The 24,068-nt window shown below is 64.6% G+C and carries 20 protein-coding genes; 10 read left to right on the forward strand and 10 right to left on the reverse strand.

Features of this window, described 5'->3' with window-relative positions:
- Positions 1-65 precede the first annotated feature (65 nt).
- The 3 genes from ACZ47F_RS08345 to argA all read right to left on the reverse strand — a co-directional run bounded on the left by ACZ47F_RS08345 (position 66) and on the right by argA (position 3,393).
- Positions 66-1,361 carry an OmpP1/FadL family transporter gene (locus ACZ47F_RS08345; protein ID WP_464924272.1) on the reverse strand — a complete coding sequence of 432 codons (1,296 nt, stop codon included), beginning with the start codon at positions 1,359-1,361 and terminating at the stop codon, positions 66-68.
- A gap of 376 nt (positions 1,362-1,737) precedes the next feature.
- On the reverse strand, positions 1,738-2,010 hold the full coding sequence (locus ACZ47F_RS08350) for an oxidative damage protection protein (RefSeq protein WP_464924273.1): 273 nt from the start codon (positions 2,008-2,010) through the stop codon (positions 1,738-1,740).
- A gap of 57 nt (positions 2,011-2,067) precedes the next feature.
- The gene (argA, locus tag ACZ47F_RS08355; RefSeq protein WP_464924274.1) at positions 2,068-3,393 is read right to left on the reverse strand and encodes an amino-acid N-acetyltransferase; all 1,326 of its coding nucleotides are present in this window, start codon (positions 3,391-3,393) and stop codon (positions 2,068-2,070) included.
- A 50-nt stretch (positions 3,394-3,443) separates the two neighbouring features.
- Here argA and hrpA point away from each other — a divergent pair, with 50 nt between their 5' ends.
- The 9 genes from hrpA to ACZ47F_RS08400 all read left to right on the forward strand — a co-directional run bounded on the left by hrpA (position 3,444) and on the right by ACZ47F_RS08400 (position 15,674).
- Positions 3,444-7,421 carry an ATP-dependent RNA helicase HrpA gene (gene hrpA, locus ACZ47F_RS08360; protein WP_464924275.1) on the forward strand — a complete coding sequence of 1,326 codons (3,978 nt, stop codon included), beginning with the start codon at positions 3,444-3,446 and terminating at the stop codon, positions 7,419-7,421.
- Positions 7,422-7,514: 93 nt separating this feature from the next.
- The gene (locus ACZ47F_RS08365) at positions 7,515-10,025 is read left to right on the forward strand and encodes a heavy metal translocating P-type ATPase (RefSeq protein WP_464924276.1); all 2,511 of its coding nucleotides are present in this window, start codon (positions 7,515-7,517) and stop codon (positions 10,023-10,025) included.
- An 8-nt stretch (positions 10,026-10,033) separates the two neighbouring features.
- Positions 10,034-10,243, forward strand: a complete 210-nt coding sequence (ccoS, locus tag ACZ47F_RS08370; protein WP_464924277.1) for a cbb3-type cytochrome oxidase assembly protein CcoS — start codon at positions 10,034-10,036, stop codon at positions 10,241-10,243.
- Positions 10,244-10,401: 158 nt separating this feature from the next.
- Positions 10,402-11,844, forward strand: coding sequence for a cytochrome-c oxidase, cbb3-type subunit I (gene ccoN, locus ACZ47F_RS08375; RefSeq protein WP_464924278.1), 1,443 nt, complete (start codon positions 10,402-10,404; stop codon positions 11,842-11,844).
- A 19-nt stretch (positions 11,845-11,863) separates the two neighbouring features.
- Positions 11,864-12,505 (forward strand): cytochrome-c oxidase, cbb3-type subunit II, encoded by a 642-nt coding sequence (gene ccoO / locus ACZ47F_RS08380; protein WP_464924279.1) that lies wholly within the window; start codon positions 11,864-11,866, stop codon positions 12,503-12,505.
- An 8-nt stretch (positions 12,506-12,513) separates the two neighbouring features.
- Positions 12,514-12,708: a cbb3-type cytochrome oxidase subunit 3 gene (locus ACZ47F_RS08385; protein ID WP_464924280.1), complete on the forward strand. Its 195-nt coding sequence runs from the start codon at positions 12,514-12,516 to the stop codon at positions 12,706-12,708.
- Positions 12,705-13,649: a cytochrome-c oxidase, cbb3-type subunit III gene (gene ccoP, locus ACZ47F_RS08390; protein ID WP_464924281.1), complete on the forward strand. Its 945-nt coding sequence runs from the start codon at positions 12,705-12,707 to the stop codon at positions 13,647-13,649. Before ACZ47F_RS08385 ends, ccoP begins: the two co-directional genes overlap by 4 nt.
- Before the next feature lie 103 nt (positions 13,650-13,752).
- Complete coding sequence (gene ccoG, locus ACZ47F_RS08395) at positions 13,753-15,171, forward strand: cytochrome c oxidase accessory protein CcoG (RefSeq protein WP_464924282.1); 1,419 nt, start codon at positions 13,753-13,755, stop codon at positions 15,169-15,171.
- A 23-nt stretch (positions 15,172-15,194) separates the two neighbouring features.
- Positions 15,195-15,674 carry a FixH family protein gene (locus ACZ47F_RS08400; RefSeq protein WP_464924283.1) on the forward strand — a complete coding sequence of 160 codons (480 nt, stop codon included), beginning with the start codon at positions 15,195-15,197 and terminating at the stop codon, positions 15,672-15,674.
- A 71-nt stretch (positions 15,675-15,745) separates the two neighbouring features.
- Here ACZ47F_RS08400 and ACZ47F_RS08405 read toward each other — a convergent pair whose 3' ends face one another.
- Positions 15,746-16,483 (reverse strand): helix-turn-helix domain-containing protein, encoded by a 738-nt coding sequence (locus ACZ47F_RS08405; protein ID WP_464924284.1) that lies wholly within the window; start codon positions 16,481-16,483, stop codon positions 15,746-15,748.
- A gap of 58 nt (positions 16,484-16,541) precedes the next feature.
- Between ACZ47F_RS08405 and ACZ47F_RS08410 the strand changes: the two genes are divergently transcribed.
- Positions 16,542-17,282: a sulfite exporter TauE/SafE family protein gene (locus ACZ47F_RS08410; RefSeq protein WP_464924285.1), complete on the forward strand. Its 741-nt coding sequence runs from the start codon at positions 16,542-16,544 to the stop codon at positions 17,280-17,282.
- A gap of 5 nt (positions 17,283-17,287) precedes the next feature.
- Here ACZ47F_RS08410 and ACZ47F_RS08415 read toward each other — a convergent pair whose 3' ends face one another.
- From ACZ47F_RS08415 to ACZ47F_RS08440, 6 genes are all read right to left on the reverse strand, one after another.
- On the reverse strand, positions 17,288-17,830 hold the full coding sequence (locus ACZ47F_RS08415) for an NUDIX hydrolase (RefSeq protein WP_464924286.1): 543 nt from the start codon (positions 17,828-17,830) through the stop codon (positions 17,288-17,290).
- A 64-nt stretch (positions 17,831-17,894) separates the two neighbouring features.
- Entirely contained in the window at positions 17,895-18,044 is a 150-nt protein-coding gene (locus tag ACZ47F_RS08420; RefSeq protein WP_464924287.1) for an Lrp/AsnC ligand binding domain-containing protein, read from the reverse strand.
- 217 nt (positions 18,045-18,261) lie between these two features.
- The gene (gene pelG, locus ACZ47F_RS08425; RefSeq protein ID WP_464924288.1) at positions 18,262-19,632 is read right to left on the reverse strand and encodes an exopolysaccharide Pel transporter PelG; all 1,371 of its coding nucleotides are present in this window, start codon (positions 19,630-19,632) and stop codon (positions 18,262-18,264) included.
- Positions 19,633-21,402, reverse strand: coding sequence for a GT4 family glycosyltransferase PelF (gene pelF / locus ACZ47F_RS08430; RefSeq protein ID WP_464924289.1), 1,770 nt, complete (start codon positions 21,400-21,402; stop codon positions 19,633-19,635).
- Between the two features lie 6 nt (positions 21,403-21,408).
- On the reverse strand, positions 21,409-22,560 hold the full coding sequence (locus tag ACZ47F_RS08435; RefSeq protein ID WP_464924290.1) for a HEAT repeat domain-containing protein: 1,152 nt from the start codon (positions 22,558-22,560) through the stop codon (positions 21,409-21,411).
- A complete protein-coding gene (locus ACZ47F_RS08440; RefSeq protein WP_464924291.1) occupies positions 22,557-24,053 on the reverse strand; it encodes a hypothetical protein in 1,497 nt (498 codons plus the stop codon). The genes ACZ47F_RS08435 and ACZ47F_RS08440 overlap by 4 nt, the downstream gene beginning before the upstream one ends.
- Positions 24,054-24,068 lie beyond the last annotated feature (15 nt).

Raw genomic sequence — 24,068 nt, forward strand, 5'->3', positions numbered from 1 at the left:
GTCGTCGATGCACGCAAAAAAACCGCGGCCGAGGCCGCGGTTGTCAGCGGGAAATGCGCAGCTGGTCAGTACTTCCAGCCCAGCGAGACACCAAGCACGTTTTGACTCATGCTGAGCGTTTCGCTGCCAGTGAAGCCAAAATTCATCGGCAGCGGGCCCGTGACCGAGTGGCCGAAGGCGTGGACATAATCGAAGGAAACCTCCATATTCTTTGCCACGGCGTAGGTCGCGCCAAGCGTGAGGTGGTCTTTCACGACGCCGGGCGCCAACGTGTTGAAAAGTATGTTTGATGAATCAATCGGATTATCGCCGTGGTTCCAGCCAGCGCGCACCGTCAAGGCATCGTTGACCTGGTAGGCGACACCGAGCTTGTACACATTGATGCTCTTCCAGCCAAAACCTGGGCCATTGGTCTGTCCACCCAGTTGACCGGGCAGCATGCCGTTGGCAATTGCTGGAATGCTGCCGTAATCGATGCGCACCACGTCGGCGGCGACAGTCATGGCGGGGGTCGCTTTCCAAGCCAGGCCAACACCATAGTTGGCGGGAATGTTGAACTTGCCCGCACCTGCAAACAGTCCGCTGTATTTACCAAAACCCTGCATGTGGGTTTCGGACTGGTAGGTCGCGCCGATCGCCAGGGTGGGTGTGAGCTGCCCGATCCAGCCGATGCGTACGCCGACGCCGTTCGAGTCAGAATGCCCATTGTCCGTGCAGGCAGCTGGGTTGGCGGAAAGGGTGAACCCGGCAGGCGCACCGGGTACTGGAGCGTTGCACAAATTGCTCAAACCGTTGGCTCGGAACGACTGATGGACGATATTGAGGCTGACGCCGATCGAGTTCGACGGGTTGATTTTCATCGCGAAGGTCGGTGCGACAAAAAGCTGTTGCAGATCAACTCCGGTGCCAGGTTGGAACGGTGGAAAAATCTTCGAATAACCGGTGTTCAGGCCACCATTGCCGTAAACGCTCACGCCGACGGACATGGTCGGGTTGAGCATGTAGTTCACGCCAAACTCGGGGATGAGGAAATTCTTCTGGTCGTTGCCCCCGTAACTGCCGCCGATAGGGAATGCCTGACCCGCCTGCGGGCTGTACACGGTGGCGTCTGGGCTCAGGCTGACGTTACGCTTGGGCTGAAACAGGGTCACACCGAAGTCCAGGCGATTGCCAATGTCGACCATCCCCGCCGGGTTCATCGCTGCGGCCATGGCGTCTTGCGGGAATGCGATTCCCACACCGCCCATGCCGACGGATTTGACACTGAATCCGGGTTGGAAGTAGCCGTTGGTCGCGTGCGCGGCTGGAATGCAGCCCAGGCCACTCAGGGCCAGCGCGACTGCGAGTTTTTTCATCTGCATGTGGTCTCTCCTACCGGGCGTTGGCCCGACCTCCTATGTTGATTGATGGCACCGTCGACCGGCGGCTGAAAGATCTGATTCCTACCGCTTATCGCGAAAAGCCATGCGGCATGCTGGCCGCTCCGGCCCCTCTTGCAAGCGGGGGGTCAGACGCTTTCAGACGTCTGCTGGACAGCGCATTGACTCTGAATACTGATTTGAGTATTCGAGACGGGCATATGCTAGGAGCGCCCGCGCATACACCACATTGTGTTTAGTGTTGATTGCGCAACAGTGTGAATTGTTGTAGCAACCTGCTGTAGTCCGAACAAAAATACTCTGCACAGTATGCGATGCGAGGACGGCAGGGCTCTACGGCAGCCGGAGTCGGTGCGCCTCAAGCAGTGGGCGGGACGTAGCCTTGTGGCACTTCGGCGCCTTCGCCGAAAAAGTATTTTTCCATCTGCCGCGCCAGGTACTGGCGGGCGCGGGCGTCGGCAAGGTTGAGGCGGTTTTCATTGACCAGCATGGTCTGGTGCTTGAGCCAGGCGGCCCAGGCCTCCTTGGAGACGTTGTTGTAGATGCGCGCGCCGAGCTCGCCGGGGTAGGGAGCGAAGTCCAGGCCTTCGGCTTCTCGGCCGAGCTTGATGCAGTGAACCATGCGTGTCATCGGGATGTCCTTTGCGCTGTGGGTAAGGGGTGATCCGCCGAAGGCGTCGGCAGGGGGTCAGGTCAGATACTTGACCAGCACGCGCGAGCGGCGCTGGTCGTCATAGCGCAGGCGACGCTCGGGCGGCAGCCAGTCGCGCTCGACCAGCACGAAGCCACGCTTGAGAAACCAGTGCATGGTGCGAGTGGTGAGCACGAAAATGCTTTGCAGCCCTTGCGCACGGGCACGCTGCTCGATGTGCTTGAGGATGCGCTCGCCGTCGCCCTGGCCTTGCGCCGAGGGGTGGACGGTGAGCGCGGCCATCTCGCCGGTCTTGTACTGCGGATAGGGGTAAAGCGCGGCGCAGCCGAAAATGATGCCGTCGTGCTCGAGCACGGTGTAGTTGGCGATGTCGCGCTCGATTTCGGTGCGGCTGCGCTTGACCAGCACGCCTTGCTCCTCGAGCGGCTCGATGAGCTGCAGGATGCCGCCGACGTCATCTGCCGTGGCCTGGCGCAGGTGCTCAAGATGCTCGTCGGCGATCATGGTACCCACGCCGTCGTGGGTGAAGAGTTCGAGCAGCAGCGAGCCGTCGATCGCAAACGGCACGATGTGCGCGCGGGCCACTCCGCCGCGCACCGCGCGCACCGCGTGGCGCAGGTAGAAGGCGGTATCAGTGGGCTGCTGCGGGTCTGGCAGGCGGGCGAGCAGTTGCTCGGCCTGCGCCACGGTGAGTTCGGGGATGAGGTTGTGTTCATCGTCGACCACGCCGTCGACCTCGGTGATCAGGATGAGTTTTTCCGCCTTGATCGCCGCGCCGACGCTGCTGGCCACGTCTTCCATGCTGAGGTTGAACGCCTCGCCGGTGGGCGAATAGCCGAACGGCGACATCAGCACCACCGCGCCATATTCGAGCGCGCGCTGGATGGTTGGCGCGTCCACCTTGCGCACCAGTCCGGTGTGTTGGAAGTCCAGCCCGTCGATGATGCCCACCGGCCGGGCGATGATGAAATTGCCCGAGACCACGCGCACGGTCGCGCCGGCCATCGGCGTGTTAGGCAGGCCCTGGCTGAACGTGGCCTCGATCTCGAAGCGCAGCTGCCCTGCGGCTTCCTGCGCGGCGTCGAGGGCGATTTCGTCGGTCACGCGCATGCCGTGCGAGTAGCGCGCGCCAACGCCTTTTTCGCGCAGCTGGGCCTCGACCTGCGGGCGAAAGCCGTGCACCAGCACGATGCGCACGCCCATGGCGGTCAGCAGCGCCACGTCCTGCACCAGGGCGTTGAGCTTCCCGGCAGCGATCAGCTCGCCGGCGATCGCAACGACGAAGGTCTTGCCGCGATGGGCGTGGATATAGGGCGCCACTGAGCGCAGCCATCCGACGAATTGTTCTTGCTGGGCGATCATGCCGCGATTATCCGAAAATGGCGGGTTGCCTTGCGATGTCGTTGTCTTCCATGCCTGAACAGATGTCCACCCGTCCGCCGCGTCCGCGCCGCCCTGCTGCCGCGCGCCAGGCCGTGGCCGCGACCCCGGTGGGCGCGGTGCACTTTCCGCAAGACCTGCCGGTGTCACAGCGGCGCGAGGACATCGCGCAGGCGCTGCGGGAACATCAGGTGGTCATCGTCTGCGGCGAGACCGGCTCGGGCAAGACCACGCAGCTGCCGAAGATCGCGCTGTCGATCGGCCGCGGTCTGGGTGCGGGCGGCAGCGGCCTGATCGGCCACACCCAGCCGCGGCGGCTGGCGGCGGTGAGCATCGCCCGGCGAATTGCGCAGGAATTGGGCAGCGAACTCGGCGCGCAAGTCGGCTACAAGGTGCGGTTCAACGACAGGCTGCAGCCGGGCGCGTCGATCAAGCTGATGACCGACGGCATCCTGCTTGCCGAGACGCAGAGCGACCCGTTGTTGCGCGCGTACGACACGCTCATCATCGACGAGGCGCACGAGCGCAGCCTGAACATCGACGTGCTGCTCGGGTATCTGAAGCAGCTGCTGCCGCGTCGCCCCGATCTGAAGCTCATCGTCACCTCGGCGACCATCGATGCCGAGCGCTTTGCCGAGCATTTCCGCTCGGCCAAGGGCAAGGCGCCGGTGATCGAGGTGTCCGGCCGGCTCTATCCGGTGGAGGTGCGCTGGCGACCTTTCGGCATCAAGGATGGTCCACCGCCGGTGCCAGGCTCCGCCCAGCCCGTCTCCGCAGGGGAGCAAGGAAACCTAGTGCGGCCCAGTGTTGATTCGTATTCGGGCGACAACCGCGACCAGGCTGCAGCGATCTGCGATGCGGTCGATGAACTATGGCGGATCGGCCCGGGAGACATCCTGGTGTTCCTGCCGGGCGAGCGTGAAATCCGCGAAACCGAGGCCGCGCTACGCAAGCACCATCTGGAGACCGGGCGGCAGGCGGTGGAGATCCTGCCGCTGTATGCACGGCTGTCGCAGGCCGAGCAGGACCGGGTGTTTGCCAGCGGCGGCGCGCGGCGCGTGGTGCTGGCGACCAATGTGGCCGAGACCTCGCTGACCGTGCCAGGCATCCGCTATGTCATCGACAGCGGGCTGGCGCGGGTCAAGCGCTACAGCTACCGCAACAAGGTCGAGATGTTGCAGGTCGAGCCGATCAGCCAGGCCGCGGCGCAGCAGCGCGCCGGGCGCTGCGGCCGAGTGGCCAACGGTGTGTGCATCCGGCTGTACGACGAGGCCGATTTCCAGTCGCGCCCGCGCTTTACCACGCCCGAGGTGCTGCGTTCGTCGCTGGCCGCGGTGATTCTGCGCATGAAGTCGCTCGGGCTCGATGCCATCGAAGACTTTCCGTTCATCGACTCGCCGCCGCGCAAGGCGATTGCCGACGGCTACCAGCTGCTGGCCGAGCTTGGCGCGGTCGACACGCGCAACGCCCTCACTCCGCGGGGCCGTGAGCTGGCCCGCCTTCCGCTCGACCCGCGCATCGGCCGCATGATTCTGGAAGCGCGCAACCGCGAGTCGCTCACCGAGGTGCTGATCATCGCCGCCGCGCTATCGGTGCAGGACCCGCGTGAACGCCCCGCCGAGGCGCAGCAAGCCGCAGACGAGGCGCACCGCAAATTTGCCGACGAGCGCTCGGAGTTTCTCGGCTGGCTCAAGCTCTGGGCGCATTACCACGCTGCGGTGGAACACAAAAAATCGCAGCGCAAGCTGTGGGCCGAGCTGCGCGGGCAGTATCTCTCGCCGCTGCGGCTGCGCGAGTGGCACGACGTGCACAGCCAGCTCCACACCTTGGTGGCCGAGCAGGGCTGGCGGCTCAACACGGCGCCGGCCACCTACGAGCAGGTCCACACCGCGCTGCTCAGCGGACTGCTGGGCAACATCGGCTACAAGGGTGACGACGATGCGCAATACCTAGGGGCAAGAGGCATCCGCTTTGCGATCCACCCATCGTCGCCGCTGGGACGCAAGGCGGGCCGCTGGATCATGGCTGCCGAGCTGGTGGAAACCACCCGGCTCTATGCACGCGGCGTGGCGCGCATCGAGCCGCAATGGCTGGAAGCGGTGGGCGCGCATCTGCTCAAGACCAGTGTGCTCGACCCGCACTGGGAAAAACGTCCGGCGCAGGTCACCGCCTTCGAACGCGCCACGCTCTACGGTCTGGTGGTCTACAACCAGCGGCGGGTGGACTTCGGCCGCATCGACCCCACGCAGGCCCGCGAGATCTTCATCCGCCAGGCGCTGATCGAGGGCGAGTGGGACTGCAAATGGCCGTTTTTCACGCATAACCGGGGACTGATCGTCGAGATCGAAAAGCTCGAGCACAAGGCCCGGCGCCTGGATGTGCTGGTCGATGACGAACTGATTTACGCCTTTTACGACCGCCACATCCCAGCCGAGGTACACAGCGGCGCTAGTTTCGACCGTTGGTACCGCGACGCGGTACGCAACGCGCCCAGGCTGCTGTTCCTGCAGCGCGACGAACTCATGCGCCACGAGGCCGCGGGTATCACCACTGAGGCTTTTCCCAACCGCCTGCGGCTGGGCGCGCTGGAACTGCAGCTCGAATACACCTTCGACCCCGGCGGCGCGCGCGACGGTGTCACCGTGTTGGCGCCGCTGGCCGCGCTGAATCAGATTCCGGCGCAGCGTCTGCAATGGCTGGTGCCGGGCCTGCTGAAGGAAAAGATCTTCGCACTGCTCAAAAGCCTGCCGCAGCGCTCGCGCGCGCGCCTGCTGCCGCTGGCGCAGACCGCCGAGCGCTTCGCGCAGCAACTCACCGTGCCCGAGCGCTTTGGCCAGGGCGACCTGCTCGACGCACTGCGCGAGCTGGTGCGAGAGCACGCCGGTTTGGCGCTGCAGCGCACCGATTTCAAACTCGAGACCCTCGGGCCACATCTGTTTTTCAATGTGCAGGTGATCGATGCGCACGGCCGGCGCATCGACGCCGGGCGCGACATCGACAAGCTGCGCGCCGACCATGGCCAAGCCTCGCGCAGCGCCTTTGCCGAACTCGCCAAGCTGCGCACTCGCCTTCCGCAACGCGCGGCGCAGGCGTCTGCCGCATCGCCGCAGGATGCGAACGCCGCCCCAGTTGCCGTGCCTGCCGACCAGCCCGCCGATGCGCTGCAGGGCTTGACCGACTGGAGCTTCGACACCCTGCCCGAACTGCTCGAACTGCGCCGCGGCGCGCATACCCTGATCGGCTTTCCGGCGCTGGTTGACAAGGGCAGCGCGGTGGATGTGGATGTATTTGACACCGCCGAGGAAGCTGCGCGGCTGCACCGCGGCGGGCTGCGGCGGCTGTTTGCACTGCAGCTGCGCGAGCAGATTCGGCACGCGGAAAAAAGCCTGCCCGGATTCCAGCAGACAGCGATGCTGTTCCTGCCGCTGGGCAGCGCCGAGTTGCTGCGCACCCAGATCATCGACGCCGCACTGGACCGCGCGTTTCTGGCCGAGCCGCTGCCCGCGGACAAGGCGGCTTTCATGCAGCGTCTGGCTGAGGGAAAACCCCGGTTCCAGCTACTTGCCGCCGAGGTGGCGCGGCTTGCCGGGCAGATTTTGCAGGAGTATGCGCAGGTGCAGAAAAAGCTCGCGGCGTTCAAGAACCAGCCCGAGCTGCTTGCCGACATCCGCGCGCAACTGCAGGCGCTGTTGCCCGCGCAGTTCATCTCGCAAACCCCGCCTGCGCAGATCGGCCACTTTCCGCGCTACTTGCAGGCGATCCAGCGGCGGCTGGACAAGTTTCGCACCGATCCCGCGCGTGATGCGCAATTGCGCGCGCAGCTCGCGCCGTGGCTGGCGCGCTGGCAGCGCGAAGCGGCGCAGTATCGCGGCGCGCTGCCGCAGCGCCTGCAGGATTTGCGCTGGCTGATCGAGGAGCTGAGGGTATCGCTGTTCGCGCAGGAACTGCGCACGCCGATGCCGGTGTCGTTCAAACGGCTGGAAAAGGTCTGGGCGCAGTGGGACGCTTGAGCCGCGACCGATCCGGGAATACCCGAGGGGATAGATAGAAACTTCTTGATACATCTCAAGACGGCTCAGTACCGGGCTTCTAGGATGCGGGGTATGTCGAGTTCCAGTGTTTCGCTGACCGGAGCGCCTGCGCCGTCGCACACGTCCGTGCCGGTTTCGAGCGAGGGCGCCTGCTATCACTGCAGCCTGCCGCTGGGCAACGCACCGGTGCGCATGGAACTCGACGGCCAGTGGCGCAGCTTCTGTTGCCAGGGCTGCGCGGCGGCGGCCGAGATCATTGTGCAGGGCGGGTTGTGCGCGTATTACGACCGCCGCACCGCGGGCGAAGGCGCAATGGCCGCGCTGCCGCCCCAAGAAATCAAGCGGCTGCATCAGCAATGGATAGCGCTGGCTGACCCCGCTTTCCTTGCGGCCTACGCCACCCCGCTGGGTGACGACAAATGGAGCACCCAGATCGCGGTGGAAGGCATCCACTGCGGTGCCTGCGTCTGGCTCATCGAGCAGCGGCTGCGCGCAATTCCCGGCGTGCTGGCCGCAACGGTCAACTACTCCACGCGCCGAGTTGCGCTGCAATGGGACGCGCACCAGGTGCAACTGCCGCAGGTGTTTCAGGCACTGGCCGAGGTGGGCTACCGCCCGCTGCCCAATGCGCGGCATCAAAGCGAACTCAGCCACCGCCGCGCGCGGCGCCTGGCCATCCTGCGCACCCTGGTGGCCTGGCTGGCAATGATGCAGGTGATGATGTTCGCCTGGCCGGGCTATATCGACCCCGACGGCATGAACACCGCGGAGAAAAGCATCTTCCAGTGGGGCAGCCTGGCGCTGACCCTGCCGGCGCTGCTGTTTTCCGGCTGGCCCTTTCTGATGGGCGCGCTGCGCGATCTGCGCAACCGTCGGCTGGGGATGGACGTGCCGGTCACCCTCGGGCTATGGAGTGCGTTCACCGCCAGTGTGTGGAGCGTGGCGCAGGGCCACAGCCATGTGTATTTCGACTCGGTGGTGATGTTCCTCGCGCTGCTGCTCACCGCGCGGCTGATCGAAGACGGCCTGCGCCAGCGCAGCCTCAATGCCGCCGAGGAACTCATGGAGCAACTCCCGGCTGCGGTGCGGGTGCGTTCGAGCGCCGAGGACGACTGGCGCAGCGTGGCCATCACCCAGGTGCGCGTGGGCGACGAGGTGGAACTGCCCAGCGGCAGTGCAGCCGCGGTCGACGGCGTGGTGATTTCCGGTCGCTCGCAGGTGGACGAGGCGTTGCTCACCGGCGAGAGCCGCGCGGTGGACAAGCAGGTCGGCGACACCGTGCTGGCCGGCAGTATGAACCGGCAGTCGCCGCTGGTGCTGCGCGCCACGCAAACCAGCGCAGGCACACGCATCGCGCAGATGGTCGAGCTGATGCAGCATGCGTTGGCGAGCAAGCCGCGTTCGGCGCAGATCGCCGATGTCGCCGCGCAGTGGTTCACTGCGGGGCTGTTGCTGGTGGCGCTGCTCACGGTGGGGCTGTGGTGGTGGCTGGACCCGGCGCGCATCATGCCCACACTGATCGCGGTGCTGGTGGTGAGCTGCCCGTGCGCGCTGTCGCTGGCGGTGCCGGCGGCGCTGGCGGCCTCCACCGCGCAGCTGTCGCGCCATGGGGTGCTGTTGGCGCGGGGCCATGCGCTCGATCGTGCACCCAGGGTCGATCTGTGGCTATTCGACAAGACCGGCACGCTGACCACGGCCGAGCCGGTGATTGCTCAGGTGCGGGTGCTCGACCCGGCATTTAGCCGCGCGCAGGTGCTGGCACTGGCACGGGCGCTGGAGCAGGGGGTGCAGCATCCGCTGGCGCGGGCCTTTTTGGCCGACGCACCGGCAGACGGACCGATCGAGCAGGTGCAGGACCTGCGCGCGGTACCGCATGCCGGCATGCAGGCGCAGTGGCAGGGCGGCACGCTGCGTCTGGGGCACGCCGGGTTCAGCGGGGTGGCACAGGCCGCCACTGCGTCCGAGACCGATATTCCGGTCACCCGTCTGGGGCTGAGCCTGGACGGCCGTGCGCTCGCGGTGTTCGACATTGCCGAAACACTGCGGCCCGGCGCGCGCGAGGCGCTGCAGGCCCTGCGCCGCGGCGGCGCCGAGGTCGCGGTGCTCTCGGGCGACAACCCGCGTACCGTTGCCGCCTGGGCCGCGCGGCTCGGGCTGGAGCGGGCCGAGGGCGGGCTCAGCCCCGAGGACAAGCTTGCCCGCGTGCGCCAGTGGCGGGCGCAGGGACGGGTGGTGGCGATGGTGGGCGACGGTGTTAACGACGCGCCGGTGCTGGCTGCCGCCGATCTGTCGGTGAGCTTTGCAGGCGCAGCGCCGATCGCGCGGGCCGGTGCCGACGTCATCCTGCATCATCCGGACATGCGGGCGTTGCCGCGGCTGGTGTCAACCGGGCGGCGCACCGTGGCGGTGATGCGGCAGAACCTGATCTGGGCGGTGGTGTACAACCTGATTGCCATTCCGCTGGCCGTCGCTGGGTTCATTACCCCATTGTGGGCGGCGGTGGGCATGAGCACGTCGTCATTGCTGGTGGTGCTCAACGCGGCACGCCTGGCGCGGCGCGAACCGCGCGAGCAAACCGCCTGAAGGCCGGCATGGAAGATTCCCTGATCATCCTCATTCCGATCAGCGTGCTGCTGGTGTTGCTGATCGTCGGGGTGCTGTGGTGGGCGGCGCGCAGCGGACAGTTCGACGACCTGGAAGGCCCGGCGCATGCCATCCTGATGGACGACGACCGCCCGGAGTCAGCGCAAAACCACAAGGCATCAGACCCGAAAGACCCGCCACCAACAGCGCGGTCGTGATGCATGCATGCGACGGTATGTCGCATTGACTCTTCCGCTTCCCTAGTGCTTTCCCTAACTCTTTGCAATGTGTTGATACATGTCAATTCAGTGTATCTATAAGTAAATCATGATGTCCTACATTACGTCCCCTTCTTTTTGACCAACAGGTGGAGCAGATGAGCGATCTGACGCTGAAGCAGACATACAACTATGCGCTGGTGCGCAAATTCACGGTGATGACCCTGGTCTGGGCCGTCGTGGGCATGCTGGTGGGCGTGTTCATTGCGGTGCAACTGGTGTTACCCGACATGACCTACGGCATTGAGTGGCTGAGCTGGGGGCGTCTTCGTCCGCTGCACACCAACGCGGTGATCTTCGGCTTTGGCGGCACGGCGCTGTTCGCCACCTCGTATTACGTCGTGCAGCGCACCTGTCAGGTGCCGCTGTTTGCGCCCAAGCTGGCCGAGTTCACCTTCTGGGGCTGGACCGCGGTCATCGTGCTGTGCGCCATCACCTATCCGCTGGGCATCACCAGTGGCAAGGAATACGCCGAGCAGGAATGGCCGATCAGCCTGCTGATCGTGGTCACCTGGGTGGCCTATGCCATCGTGTTCTTCGGCACGGTGTTCAAGCGCAAGACCCCGCATATCTATGTGGCCAACTGGTTCTTCGGCGCCTACATCATCACCATTGCGCTGCTGTACATCGTCAACAACATCAAGCTGCCGATCAGTCTGCTGTCGTGGAAGAGCTACTCGGTCTACGGCGGTGCGCAAGATGCGATGATCCAGTGGTGGTACGGCCACAACGCGGTGGGCTTTTTCCTCACCACCTCGTTCCTGGGCATGATGTACTACTTCATCCCCAAGCAGGCCGAGCGCCCGGTGTATTCCTACCGGCTGTCGATCGTGCACTTCTGGGCGCTGATCTTCACTTATATGTGGGCCGGTCCGCACCACCTGCTCTACACCGCGCTGCCCGACTGGACGCAGTCGCTGGGCATGGTGTTCTCGCTCATCCTGCTCGCACCCTCCTGGGGCGGCATGATCAACGGCATGATGACCCTGTCGGGCGCCTGGTACAAGCTGCGTGAGGATCCCATCCTCAAGTTCCTGATCACCGCGCTGTCGTTCTACGGCATGTCCACCTTCGAAGGGCCGATGCTGTCGGTCAAGACGGTCAGCGCGCTGGGCCACTACACCGACTGGATCATCGGCCATGTGCACTCCGGTGCGATGGGCTGGGTCGGCATGATCACCATGGGCAGCCTGTATTACCTGATCCCGCGGCTATGGGGCCAGACCCAGATGTGGAGCAAGAAGCTCATCGAAGTCCACTTCTGGACCGCCACTATTGGTGTGGTGCTCTACATCGCCTCGCTGTGGGTCGCCGGTGTGACCGAAGGCCTGATGTGGCGTGCGATGCAGGCTGACGGTTCGCTGACCTACAGCTTCATCGAGAGCGTCAAGGCGGTCATTCCTCTGTATGTCATTCGCGCCATCGGCGGCTCGATCTACCTGTTTGGCATGTGCCTGATGGTCTACAACGCCTACCGCACCATCCGTCAGGGCAAGCCGGTCGATGCCCCGGTTCCTGCGCTGGCCCCGGCCCACGCCTGATCATTCTCCGGAGACATTCATGGCTTCTTTCAGTCACGAGACCATCGAGAAGAACGTCGGTCTGATGATCGTGCTGGTGGCGATCGTCGTCAGCATTGCCGGGCTGGTTCAGCTCGTGCCCCTGTTCTTCGACAAGACCACCACCCAGCCCATTCCTGGGGTCAAGCCCTACACCGCGCTGCAACTCGAAGGGCGCGACGTGTATCTGGCCGAGGGCTGCTATCTGTGCCACTCGCAGATGATCCGCCCGCTGCGCGCCGAGGTCGAGCGCTACGGCCATTACTCGGTCGCCGGCGAGTCGGTCTACGACCACCCCTTCCAGTGGGGTAGCAAGCGCACCGGACCCGACCTGGCGCGTGTGGGTGGCAAGTACTCTGACGAATGGCAGCGTCTGCACCTGCGCCAGCCGCGCGATCTGGTGCCCGAGAGCATCATGCCGGCCTACACCTGGCTACAGCACCAGCCAGCCGAGGCCGACAAGATCCAGGCCAAGATGCGCGCGATGCGCACCCTGGGCGTGCCCTACACCGATGCTGAAATCGCCGCGGCGCCCAAGGAACTTGAGGGCAAGACCAAGGAGGACGCGCTGATCGCCTACCTGCAGAGTCTGGGGACGGCGCTGAGCAACTACAAGTCTAAGGCGAACTACATCAACTACTGAGGCCGGCCATGTCCTTCGGATCGATCGTTCTCCTGTGCTCCATGGCGGTGTTCTTCGGCATCGTCTGGTGGGCGTTTTCTCCGCGGTTTAAGAAAAAACATGAGCAGGACGGTCTGATCCCCTTTCTCGACTCCAAGAACCACCCGCCCGAGTCCTTCGACAAGGGCGGTGACTCGCAGACCTCTGACAAGTCCAAATCATGAACCAGTTCTATTCCCCCGGGTGGGCCTTCTGGATCGGCGGCGTCACCATCATTTCGATCATTTCGCTGTTCTTCTTCCTGCGCGGTACGGCCAAGCAGACCGTGTTTCGCGACAAGGCGGGCAATCCCATCGCGACCACGGGCCATGTCTGGGACGGCGATCTGCAGGAGTTCAATAATCCGCTGCCGCGCTGGTGGATGGGGTTGTTCATCCTCACGCTGGTTTTCGCCGTGGTGTATCTGGTGCTCTATGGCGGTCTGGCGTTCTACAAGGGTGTGCTCGACTTTTCCAGCGACAAGATGTACCAGCAGGAATCCGCCGCCTTCGATGCGCGCATCGAACCGCTGTATGCCAAGTACATGAAAACGCCGATTTCCGAGCTCGCAGCCAACCCCACGGCGATGGCCACGGGGCAGCGGATGTTCTTGACCTACTGTTCGCAGTGCCACGGATCGGACGCCGGTGGCACCAAGGGCTTTCCCAATCTGACTCAGAAAAACCCGAACGCCTGGCTCTACGGCAACAGCCCGGAGGTGCTGGTCGAGACCATCACCAATGGCCGGCTGGGCATGATGCCGCCGATGGAGGCTGCGGTCGGCGGCAAGCCGGGCGTGCTGGCGGTGGCCAACTATGTGCGCAGCTTGAGCGGCATGAGCCATGACGCCAAGCTGGCGGCGCAGGGCAAGCCCTTGTTCGCTACGGCCTGCGCTGGCTGTCATGGGGCCGATGGCACCGGCAACAAGGCGCTGGGCGCTCCGAACCTGACCGATCCCAAGCGGCAGTGGTTGTACGGATCGAGCATCGAAACCATCTCGCACACCATTGAAAAGGGGCGTGCCGGCCAGATGCCCGCGCAGAAAGACCTCCTGTCTCCCGAGAAGATCCACCTGCTCGCCGCATACATCTATAGCATCAGCCACGGTTCCACTGCGGCCAAGTGAGGCGCGATCACGCCATCACTGACCGAGCATTTCGCTGGCGGGGCGCAGTCGATTTGCGTCCCGCGCCACTGCGAATGGCCCTCCATCTGCCCCCACGCTGCCCATGAACGTCAAGGCACCCGACCCCAGCGACGACGACATCACCACCTCCGAAGAGTGGTTGTACGAGGTGCGCAAGAAGATTTACGCCCGCTCGGTCACCGGCTGGTTCAACAACTGGCGGGTAGCGATGGTGATCTTCACCCAGGCGCTGTTCTACGGGTTACCCTGGCTGCAGTGGGATGGCAGGCAGGCGGTGCTGCTCGACCTGTCGGAGCGCAAGTTTTACTTTTTCGGCATGATCCTGTGGCCGCAGGATGTGATCTTTCTGGCGCTGCTGCTGATCATTTCCGCCTACGGCCTGTTTCTGTTCACCGCCATCGCCGGGCGGTTGTTTTGCGGCTATGCCTGTCCGCAGACGGTCTACACCGAAATCTTCATGTGGATCGAGCGCAAGGTCGAGGGCGACCGTCTGGCGCGCATCCGCCTGGACAGCGCAGAGTGGAACGCCAAAAAAATCCGCACCAAGGTCCTCAAGCACGCACTGTGGATCGCCCTGGCGCTGTGGACCGGATTTACCTTCGTGGGCTATTTCACTCCGATCTTGACCCTGGCGCATCAGGTCATGACCCTCAGCCTGGGGCCATGGCAGACCTTTTGGATCCTGTTCTACGGCTTTGCCACCTACGGCAATGCCGGCTTCATGCGCGAGCAGGTGTGCAAGTACATGTGCCCCTACGCGCGCTTTCAGTCGGTGATGTTCGACAAGGACACCCTGATCGTGACCTACGACGCCGAGCGCGGTGAGCCGCGGGGCAAGCATGTCAAAGGGGGCGATCGGCGCGCGCAGGGCAAGGGGGATTGCATCGACTGCAGCATCTGCGTACAGGTCTGCCCGACCGGGATCGACATCCGCGACGGCTTGCAGTACATGTGCATCGGCTGCGGGGCCTGTGTCGATGCATGCGACCAGGTCATGGACAAGGTCGGTTCCCCGCGCGGACTGATTCGCTACTCCAGCGAGAACGCGCTGAAGAACAAGTGGAACAAGCGCCAACAGTGGGCGCACCTGTTCAGGCCGCGCATTCTGATCTATTCCGCGCTGCTGCTGGTGATGATCGGTCTGTTCGTCGGCGGCCTGGCTCTGCGCGATCCGCTCAAAATGAACGTGATGCGCGACCGTGGCGTGTTCTCTCGCGAAATCCCAGGTGGCCTGATCGAGAACGTCTATCAAATCCAGCTGATGAACACCACGGAAAAGCCGCGCAAGATTCAGGTCCAGGCCAGGGGGATCGACGGCATCGCGGTGCATGGCCGCAATCTGTATGAACTGCCGCCTGCGACCAACATCCTCGCGCCGCTGGAGGTGACCATTCCGGTCGACAGCGCGAAAAAAGGCGTCTACAAGATTGAGATCATCGCCCGGTCCGACGATGCCAAACCGGTTTCCGCGACCAGCAAGACCACCTTCATCGTGCCCTGAGCGCACGCCTCACAGGAGTTGTCATGCACACACCCGCCCCCCGCCCTTGGTACCGCGAACCCTGGCCCTGGTTTCTGATGGCGCTGCCACTGATCGCCGTGGTGGCGAGTCTGTACACGATTTTTCTGGCCAGCCGGTCGCCCGACAGTTTGGTCACCGATCACTACTACAAAAAAGGGCTTGCGGTCGGCGGTGACATTCAGCGCGAGCGCCATGCGCAGGCGATGCGCCTGTCGGGCGTGATGTCGGTCACTGGCGGGCGCATCGATCTGAGGCTGAACCAGAGCGTTGCGCAGGACACGCTGCGGTTGACGCTGCGCCACCCGCTGTCGAACCAGAAGGACCTGCAGATCGATCTGCACCGCGGCACCTCGGGCTTGTACAGCGGGTTTGCGCCGCCGCTCGAGCCGGTGCGTTACCGGGTGCATCTGGAGACGGCCGACTGGCGTCTTGCCGGGGTATGGGTGCCCGGCACCAGCCTGACGCTCGAACCGGGCGTGTGAGGTGTGGCAGTGGCCGCGCTGTCTGGCCGCACGACACCGACAGACAAAGACCGAGAGCGGTCGCGCTGGATTCAGCCCTGCGGCATGAGCAGTTCGGCCAGCGCCTTGCGGTCGGTGATGCGGATCTGGCGCTGCGCGACATGAATCAGCCCGGCCGAGTGGAATTTGGACATCAGGCGGCTGACGGTCTCAAGCTTGAGCCCCAGATAACTGCCGATTTCCTCACGGCTCATGCGCAGCACGAATTCGTCGGGAGATAGGCCGCGCGCCTTGAAGCGCTCGGACAAATCGAGCAAAAAACGCGCCAGACGCTCGTCCGCATGCATACTGCCCAGCGCAAACTGGTCTTGCTGCGCGCGAATGAGCTTGTTGCCGACGATGCTGTGCAGCTGATGCTGCAAAGAGGGCAGGTCCCGCGCAGTCATTTCCAGTGCGCGCAGATCGATTTCACAGACTTCGCTGTCTTCGAGCGCCACTGTGTCGGTGAAGAAGGTGTTCTGGCCTAGGCCCTCGAGACCCATCAGTTCCCCGGGAATATGGAATCCGACGATTTGCTCTCGGCCGTCCGAGCTGGTGACATACGATTTGAACGAGCCGGCATGCACCGAATAGACCTTGGTCATGGGCTGTCCGGCGCTGAACAGGGTCTCACCTTTTTGCACCCGGACCGTGGCCTGGATCACGTCGCGAATGCGCGCCATCTCTGCGGGCTGCAGCGCAATCGGCAGGCAGAACTTGCTCTGGAAGCACACATCGCAAGGATGGGGTTTTTCCATCTGTGTGGCGCTGGGCGTCGGGGTCGATTTCATGGATTGCAATGCGACGATATGTGCTTGAATGGGTGATGACAGGATACAGCACAATGCAATGAATACAACCATTCCACTGAGCCTTTTGTTGATGGGTCTCACCGGCGGGCTGCACTGCGCGGCGATGTGCGGCGGTCTTGTCGTGGCGTCGGAGCGGGCGTCGGGCGAGCGGGTGCTGCTGCCGGCACGACGGTTGCTCCTCAACCAGCTACAGCTACAGGGCGCGCGCGTACTGTCGTACGCCATGCTCGGGGGCATCGCCGGGATGATTGGCGCCGGGGTATGGGCGGCCAGCGCCCGCCCGGTGCAGCTTGCGCTGTTCGCCCTGGGCAATCTGACGCTGCTGGGTGTGGGGATGTGGATGGTGTTGCAGCAAGTGGCATCACCGCGCTGGCAGGCGTGGTTGCAGCGTGCAGTGGGAGCGGGCTGGATCGGGCAGGGGCTCGCCCGGCTGACGCAGCCGCTGCTGTCTCGGCTGCTGCCGTTCGATACGTTCGCAAAACGGCTGGGCGCCGGGTTGCTTTGGGGGCTACTGCCTTGCGGGCTGGTGTATTCGGCGCTGTCGCTGGCGTTCCTGAGTGCAACCGCCTGGGAAGGCGCGCTGGCCATGCTGGCCTTCGGGCTGGGCACCCTGCCGCATATGCTGTTTGCGGGCCATACCCTGCGCTGGATCAGCCAGCGCACCAACCGGCGTGGGTTTCACCTCGTGGCTGGCGCGGTGTTGCTGTTGTTTGCCGCTGACGGCTTCTGGAAACTCATGAATGCCGGTTCGGCCTTGCCGACCGGCGGATGCGCCTGAGCGAGTCAGGCAATGTCGAAGGTGTGGACCGGGAAATGCCCGGTGCGCAAATCGGCGAAATACTGTTGCAGGGTTTGCGCCACGCTGCGAAACGCGATCTGTCCCCAGGGAAGGTCGGTTTCGTGGAACAACTGCACATCCAGGCTTTCTTCGCCGGGGTGCCAGCGGGGCTGATCCAGCTCGGCCCGGTAAAAGAAATACACCTGGTTGGCCGCAAGCACGTTGATCACCGCATACAGCCCCTTGAGCGCGACCTCGGCGCCGGCTTCCTCGCGGGTTTCGCGCAGCGCGCCATCTGCCGTGCTTTCACCGATTTCCATGAACCCGGCCGGCAGGGTCCACAGGCCGTAGCGCGGCTCGATCGCGCGCCGGCACAGCAGGACCTGGTCCTTCCACACCGGGATGGTGCCGACGATGTTGCGCGGGTTTTCATACTGGATATGCCCGCAGGCCGGACAGACCGCACGCGGACGCGAGTCGCCCTCGGGGATGCGATAGACGACCTGGGCGCCACAGGCAGTGCAATGACGGATGGGCGAGTTGTGCATGGGACGGGTCAAAGGGCCAGACGTCAGCTTATTGCGAAACCCGCCGCGGTGGAATCACCGCCTGTCACACCGACACGCCGGTGAAGGGTTTGACCTCGGCGAGCACGAAGCTCGATTTCACGTCCTCGACGCTCTCATGCTTGAGCAGGGTCTCGAGCACGAAGTGGGCGTCGTGGTCCATGTCCTGCACATGCACGCGTAGCAAATCGTCCATCTCGCCCGTCATGGCTGGGCATTCCACGACGCCAGGCCAGCCTTGCCCGCGGCGCGAGGCCCCAGACGTACGCTCAGTAGCGCGCTCAGCCCCAGCCGCGCGGCCTGCTTGCGGTGTTGCGCGGCGCCCGGGTCTGGCCGATCTGGTTGATTTGTCTCGACTCTACGCGCCGTGCGCCTTGCCATCGGGCCGCTCGCGACGAAATCTTCACAACTTCTCACTGCAGCATGAAGGTCTGATATTCCAGCTTGCGGAATAGGCGCTGCAGCAACAGCATGCCCAGGATCAAGCTGATGAGCAGCGCCACACCAAAGCCGTAGCCGAAAAACGCCGGGCCAAGCTGGATGGAGACCGCACTGAGCGCGAAGTTGAGCACCGTGAGTGTGGCGGTGATGAGCACCACGTCGCGCCGTCGGTCGAGGTAATAGAACACGTTGAGCACCGCCAGCAGCATCACCTGAAAGCTTGCCGCCACCGCCTGTACCAAGAACAGTGGGATGTACAGGCTGCTGATGCCAATCCAGGCAAACAGCGCGGGCACGAAGGTGTAGACCGCCAGGAGGGTGAGCGCCTGTACCTTGAGAATCTGGTAGAGCCCCTCGCGCACCACGCCCTGCATGCCGTCGTGATAGCGGGCGATGTCCTGCAGGGTACCGCCTTCGCGCACGGCGGTGTAGAACTTGTCGTACCACTCGACGAAGTCGGTCTCGAACTTCACCAGAAAGATGCCCATGGCGGGAATCACGCACAGATAGGCGAGAAACACCGGCAGGTCGTAAATGGTCGAGGCGCGCAGCGGGCCGATGACCGGGGTGGACGTGCCGGTGGTGAACCAGAAGGTGAGCTTGTCGGCCCACACACCCAGGTTGTAGAGCACACCACCGGCGATCAGCGAGAGATACATCTGGCGGGGGCGGAAGCAGGCGAGCGTAATGGGCCGCACCACCGGAAAGTTGCGCAGTACCAGCCAGAGCATGAGCACCCACATGACGAACTGACCGCCGAGGAAGCCCAGTAGCAGGCCGTCCAGCCCCCAGGGCCGAAAGACGTAAGACAGCAGCACCGACATGCCGTAGCCCAGCGCATACAGCCCGACGATGGCGCGGTATTGCTTCAGCCCAGAGAGGAACACCGTGGTGATCCACAGGTTCGACAGCAGGGTGAACCCCACCACGATGAGCACGCGGTACAGGTTGCTCACGTCGCGAAAGCCCAGGAGCGCCACCAGCCAGCCCAGCACGCCACTGACGGCCGTGGTCACCAGCACCACGCCGAAATAGGCCGGGGCAATGTCGTTCTTGCGCTTCTCGAACAGCCGGTCGGCCACCCAGCGGGTGAAACCCAGCTGCAGCCCTCCGGTGAGAATGAGCGAGGCCATGATGAGATAGGTGACTGTCACTTGGAACTGGGTGATCAGCCGGTCGGGCTTGACCACACCGAGCGACAGCACTCCGACTGCGATCAGGCCGATGATGGAAAACACCCACGGCCCGGAACTGATGATTGACGCGTAGGTATAGGCGCGCAGCAGCCCGAGATAGGACTCGGTGCGCAGCAGCTTGCGCAGCTCAAAACCAATGCCGGCCATCTAGTTGGCCCCCTCGTTTGGGCTGCGTCCTCTCTGCCCGTGCAGGTTGTCCAGGAGGGCGTCCTCATCCCGGCCCTCCCCACCCGTGGGGGAGGTTGGGAGGGGGAGCGACTCGTCTTGATCCGATGCAACGGGCGCATCGAGTGGCGGCTCGCCACGCAGCCAGGTGGCCACCGCGCCGACCGCGTCGGCAATGCCCGCGGCGCGTGCGGCGCTACGTTGCAGCGCGTCGTCGTAGACCGCGCGGTACTTGTCGAACATGATGGGCTGGGTGTAGTAACGCTCCACCCGATTGATGGCCGCCCGGCTGGCGGCCTGCCAGCGTGCGGCATTGCCTAGCAGTTCGGCGCAAGCCTCGCCCAGCGCCTGCGCATCGGCAATACCGACCACGGCGCCAGACGACCCGAGCGCCTCGTCCTCTTCACCCAGACCGTAAATCAGCTGGCGACACGAGCCCACATCGGTGGTCACTGCAGGCACGCCCGCGGCATAGCCTTCGAGCATCACCAGCGGCAGCGCTTCGCTGATCGACGACAGCACCACCAGGCCGATCTTGGGCATGAGCTCGGTGAGCTTTTGAAAACCGAGGAACTTGAGCGTGTCGCCCAGTTGCAGGCTGTCGGCCAGCTCGTGACACTCGCGGGCGTAGTCCGGGTGTTCGTCCTCCGGCCCGGCGATCCAGCCCTGCAGCCCGGGCAGGCGGTTGCTGGCCACACGCACCGCGCGGATGAAGGTCTTGATGTCCTTGATCGGCACCACGCGGCCGATCAGACACATCACCAGCGGCGGCGATTGCGGCCGCTGCGCGCGCGTGGCGGCAAACGGCGGCACGTTGATGCCGTTGGCAATGCAGCAGGTGGTGACCGGATCGGCACCGTCTGCGATCTGCCGCAGGCGATTGGTCTCGTACAGCGCGATCACAGGATCGGCTGCGTCATAGCACATGCGCCCGAGCGATTCGAACAGCTGGATCCACAACTGGCGAAAGTAGCCGGCGTCGCCCGCGGTGCGCTCCAGCACCGGAGTGTTGTCGCTGATCCAGTTGGCCGAGAACAGGTCGATGCGCCGCTCCTTGGTGTAGATGCCGTGCTCCGACAGAATCAGCGGCTTGTCGTACAGCCGCGCCAGCACGGCACCCAGATAGCCGGCGTAGCCGGTGGACACGGTGTGGTAGACCTTGGCACGCGGCAACGTGCGGGCCAGCGTGGCCAGGGTCCAGATCGGGGTGTGCATGGTGCGCACCGTCCAGAAGTAGTCGACGAAGGACGGGTCGGTGCAGCGCAGCTGGTACTGCTCGGTCAGATAGGCCCAGGACTGGTGCGCATGCAGGAAATAGTGCAGGTCGAGCTTGTCCTGCATGGCTTCGAGGCTGGCGCGCAGCACCTCGGCGCGGCTGGCACGATCCTTGCCGTCGCGGATCAGGGTGTGCAGTCGCTCGACCAGCTCGGCAGTGGCGGTGTCGCCGCGCATCTCGCGTGCAGGCGGCAGCACCGCTTCGCTGAACAGATAGTGATGCGTCAGACCGACCACATTGGGCGGCATCTGGTAGCGCGGCTTGCCGTAGTCCTGCTCGCGCGAGCCGAGGAACACCAGATGAAAGCGCAGGTCGGCAAAGCCGCTGACGATTTGGTGCACCCAGCTCGATACCCCACCCGACACATAGGGATAGGTGCCTTCGAGCAGCAGCATGACATCGATCTCGGCTGCAGCTTCGTGCGGCAGCGGCTGGGTGTCGGAAAAGTCGGGCTGGGACGGGGCGGGGCGGTTCATCGCAGATCAGCCGAGCAACAGACGGTCGGTGTCATCCAGCGGGACTGGCCTGGGTGTCACTGCTGGCGCAGGTGGTGCATCACCCGGGCGTGGCGTGGCCGGTTCGAGGCCGATGGTCGGCTCGGGCGCTGCGCCACCGGGTATTGCCTGCCAGAGCCGCACCACTGGGCGCAGGCGCGGTGCCACCTGGTGTGTGCCCAGCGGCTGCAGGGTTGAGGCAACGCGGTCGAAGCGACGCAGGGTCCATTCCAGCTCGGCGGCGTAGGGCCGCCATAATGTGGGGCTGGCGCCCTGCGCGGTCAGCTGTTCCAGCGCGGCGCGGGCGTTGGCGGTGTGTCCGGCAGCCAACGACAGGCGCAGAAACATCAGCTGCAACCCGGTGTCCTGCGGCATCGCGTCGCGGGCGATGTGGCAGTAGTGCAGCGCCTGTTCGAGCGCAAAGTCGCGCAGGTCGCCTTGCGCCAGCCCTTGGTAGATGAATTCCATCTGCAGTTCGGCCACGCGCTGCGCGGCGCGCGCCAGTGCCGGGCCGCTGGCAGCGGTCTGGCGCAGCGCCTCGATCTCGCGCAGCGCCTCCTGCAGGCTGTCGGTCAGGCGCTGTTCCCAGGTGTTGCTGATGCCGTAGGCGAGCAGCCGGATTTCCTCGTCAGGGTCGGACAGCAGCCTGCGCAGCACCGGCAGGGCCATGCGCGGCGACATTTCGCGCAGCGCCAGCACGGCGCGGATGCGCTGCGCCTGCGGCTGGCTCTGGTCGCGGGCGATACGGGCAGTTTGCCCCACGGGCAGTTCACGCTGCTGCGCATCGCTGATGTGCGACACCGCATACACCTGCAGATCGGGTGCCTGCCGCAGATGGTCGGTCAGCCGCTGCCGCAGCGGCAGCCACTGCGCCAGCCTTGCGGCGAGCAGCAACCCGAACACGCCGACGATGGGAAAGAACAGCGCCAGCACGGTCAGCAGACTCAGCGACAGGCGCCGCGGCCGGCGCAATGGGGCAGGCAGCAGCGTCCACAGCAAAATGCCCAGCAGCACCGCGGCGGCGCCATGCACCAGCCAGAACAGCAGCAGGTCGACGTTGTTGCGGCTTACCAGCAGCCATGCGGCCATCGCCTCGAAGGCGAGGATGATCGTGCCGAGCTTGTAGAACAGTGGACTCATGCGCTTTGCACGGCCTGCGCAGGCGTTGGGGACTCGGGCAGTGGGCTCAACAGCAGACGGTGCAGCTCATGAAAGCCCGGCGCCCCATTCACCTCGAGAAAGTCCAGATCGAAGGCCTGATCCGGCCGCTGGCTGCTGCGGGCGAGAATCTGGCCGAGTTGCATCGCCATGTCGCGGCGATAGTTGGCCAGACCGGCCGGGCTGAGTAGCGGCAGCAGCACCACCAGCGCCGGCTTGCCACCGCGCCCCTTGAGCGTCCAGGTGGAGCTCTCCACCGGCTGCAGCCCGGCAAATTCGGCCAGCGCTTCGTCGCTGACCTGCCCCTGACCGCTCCACACGGCGCAATAACTGCGCAGCTTGAAATTGCGCCCCAGCTCGCTGAGCTGCGCCCATTCCTGCTGCAGCCCGATGGGTGCGCCCACCCAAGCCGCGCGCACGTCAGCGACCGCGAGTTCGAGCTGAATGAAGTCGAGATACGAGGCGCATAGCACCTGCAGGCGCTGCAGATTGTTCTCCTCGAAGGACATGAACGGCATGGTATGCACCGCCAGCAGTGCGTCCACTTCGTCGTACTCGTCCAGGCGTAGCGGGGCGGTAAACACCCAGGGCAGATCCTGCGTCGATTCGCGCAGTGCCGCTTGCGCCACATGCACCGCCTGGCGCGTCTCTAGGGTACGGCTGATCAGCAGGTCATCCTGATCGATTGGTGGTAGACCCTGACCCAGCGCGGCGGCCAGCCGCCATTGCAGCCCCTGCCGGTTGATCTCACGCACAAAAATGCCCGCTTCGACTAGTCGACACGACTGGCTGAGCAACTGCAGAAAGGCGCGCGGATCGGGCAGCGGACGCGGCGCAGGCCGCCCCGCGATCGATTCGGGCGCGGACAAGGCCGGGCGATTGCCCTGGAAGACGAAGGTGCGCCGCAGATCCAGCAGGGCGTCGCGCAGTGTCATCGGCCGGTCGGTGAGTTCCTGCTCCAGCGTGGAGAGTGCTTCCTTGATGACGAACAACCGCCGCTTGGTGCGCTCCAGCCGTGCGGTGAGATCCTTGACCGTCTCGCGGTGCAGGACTTGCCGGTTGCGGAACGCTGCGCCGAATTCGCCTAGGATCAGGGTCATCAGCATGCCGCCGAGAAAGAACTCGGCGGGAAAGGGTTCTGCGGGAATCGCCGTGATCAGCAGCGGGCCAAATTTCCAGAACCCGGCGTAGAGCGCCACACCGAACAGACCGTATCCCGCGCCGTAGCGCACGGCGATCAACCAGGGGCCGAACCAGCCCCATGGAAACCCCGCATGCACGCCCAGCGGATCGGTCGGTCGCAGTTTCCACCCCAGCCAGAGCACCAGCACCGGCAGCAACACGCTCTCGACCATCGCCGCCAGGCGCCCGGACTGGGTGTTAGGCCGCCAGTAGCGCAGCCACTGCCAGCGCAGGCGTGTCCGCTGGCCGCGCACACTGCGCGTGACCCGGGTGGAGAGCCTGTCGAGTTTCATGTAGACCGGCACGCA

The organism is Thiomonas islandica, from assembly GCF_055383445.1.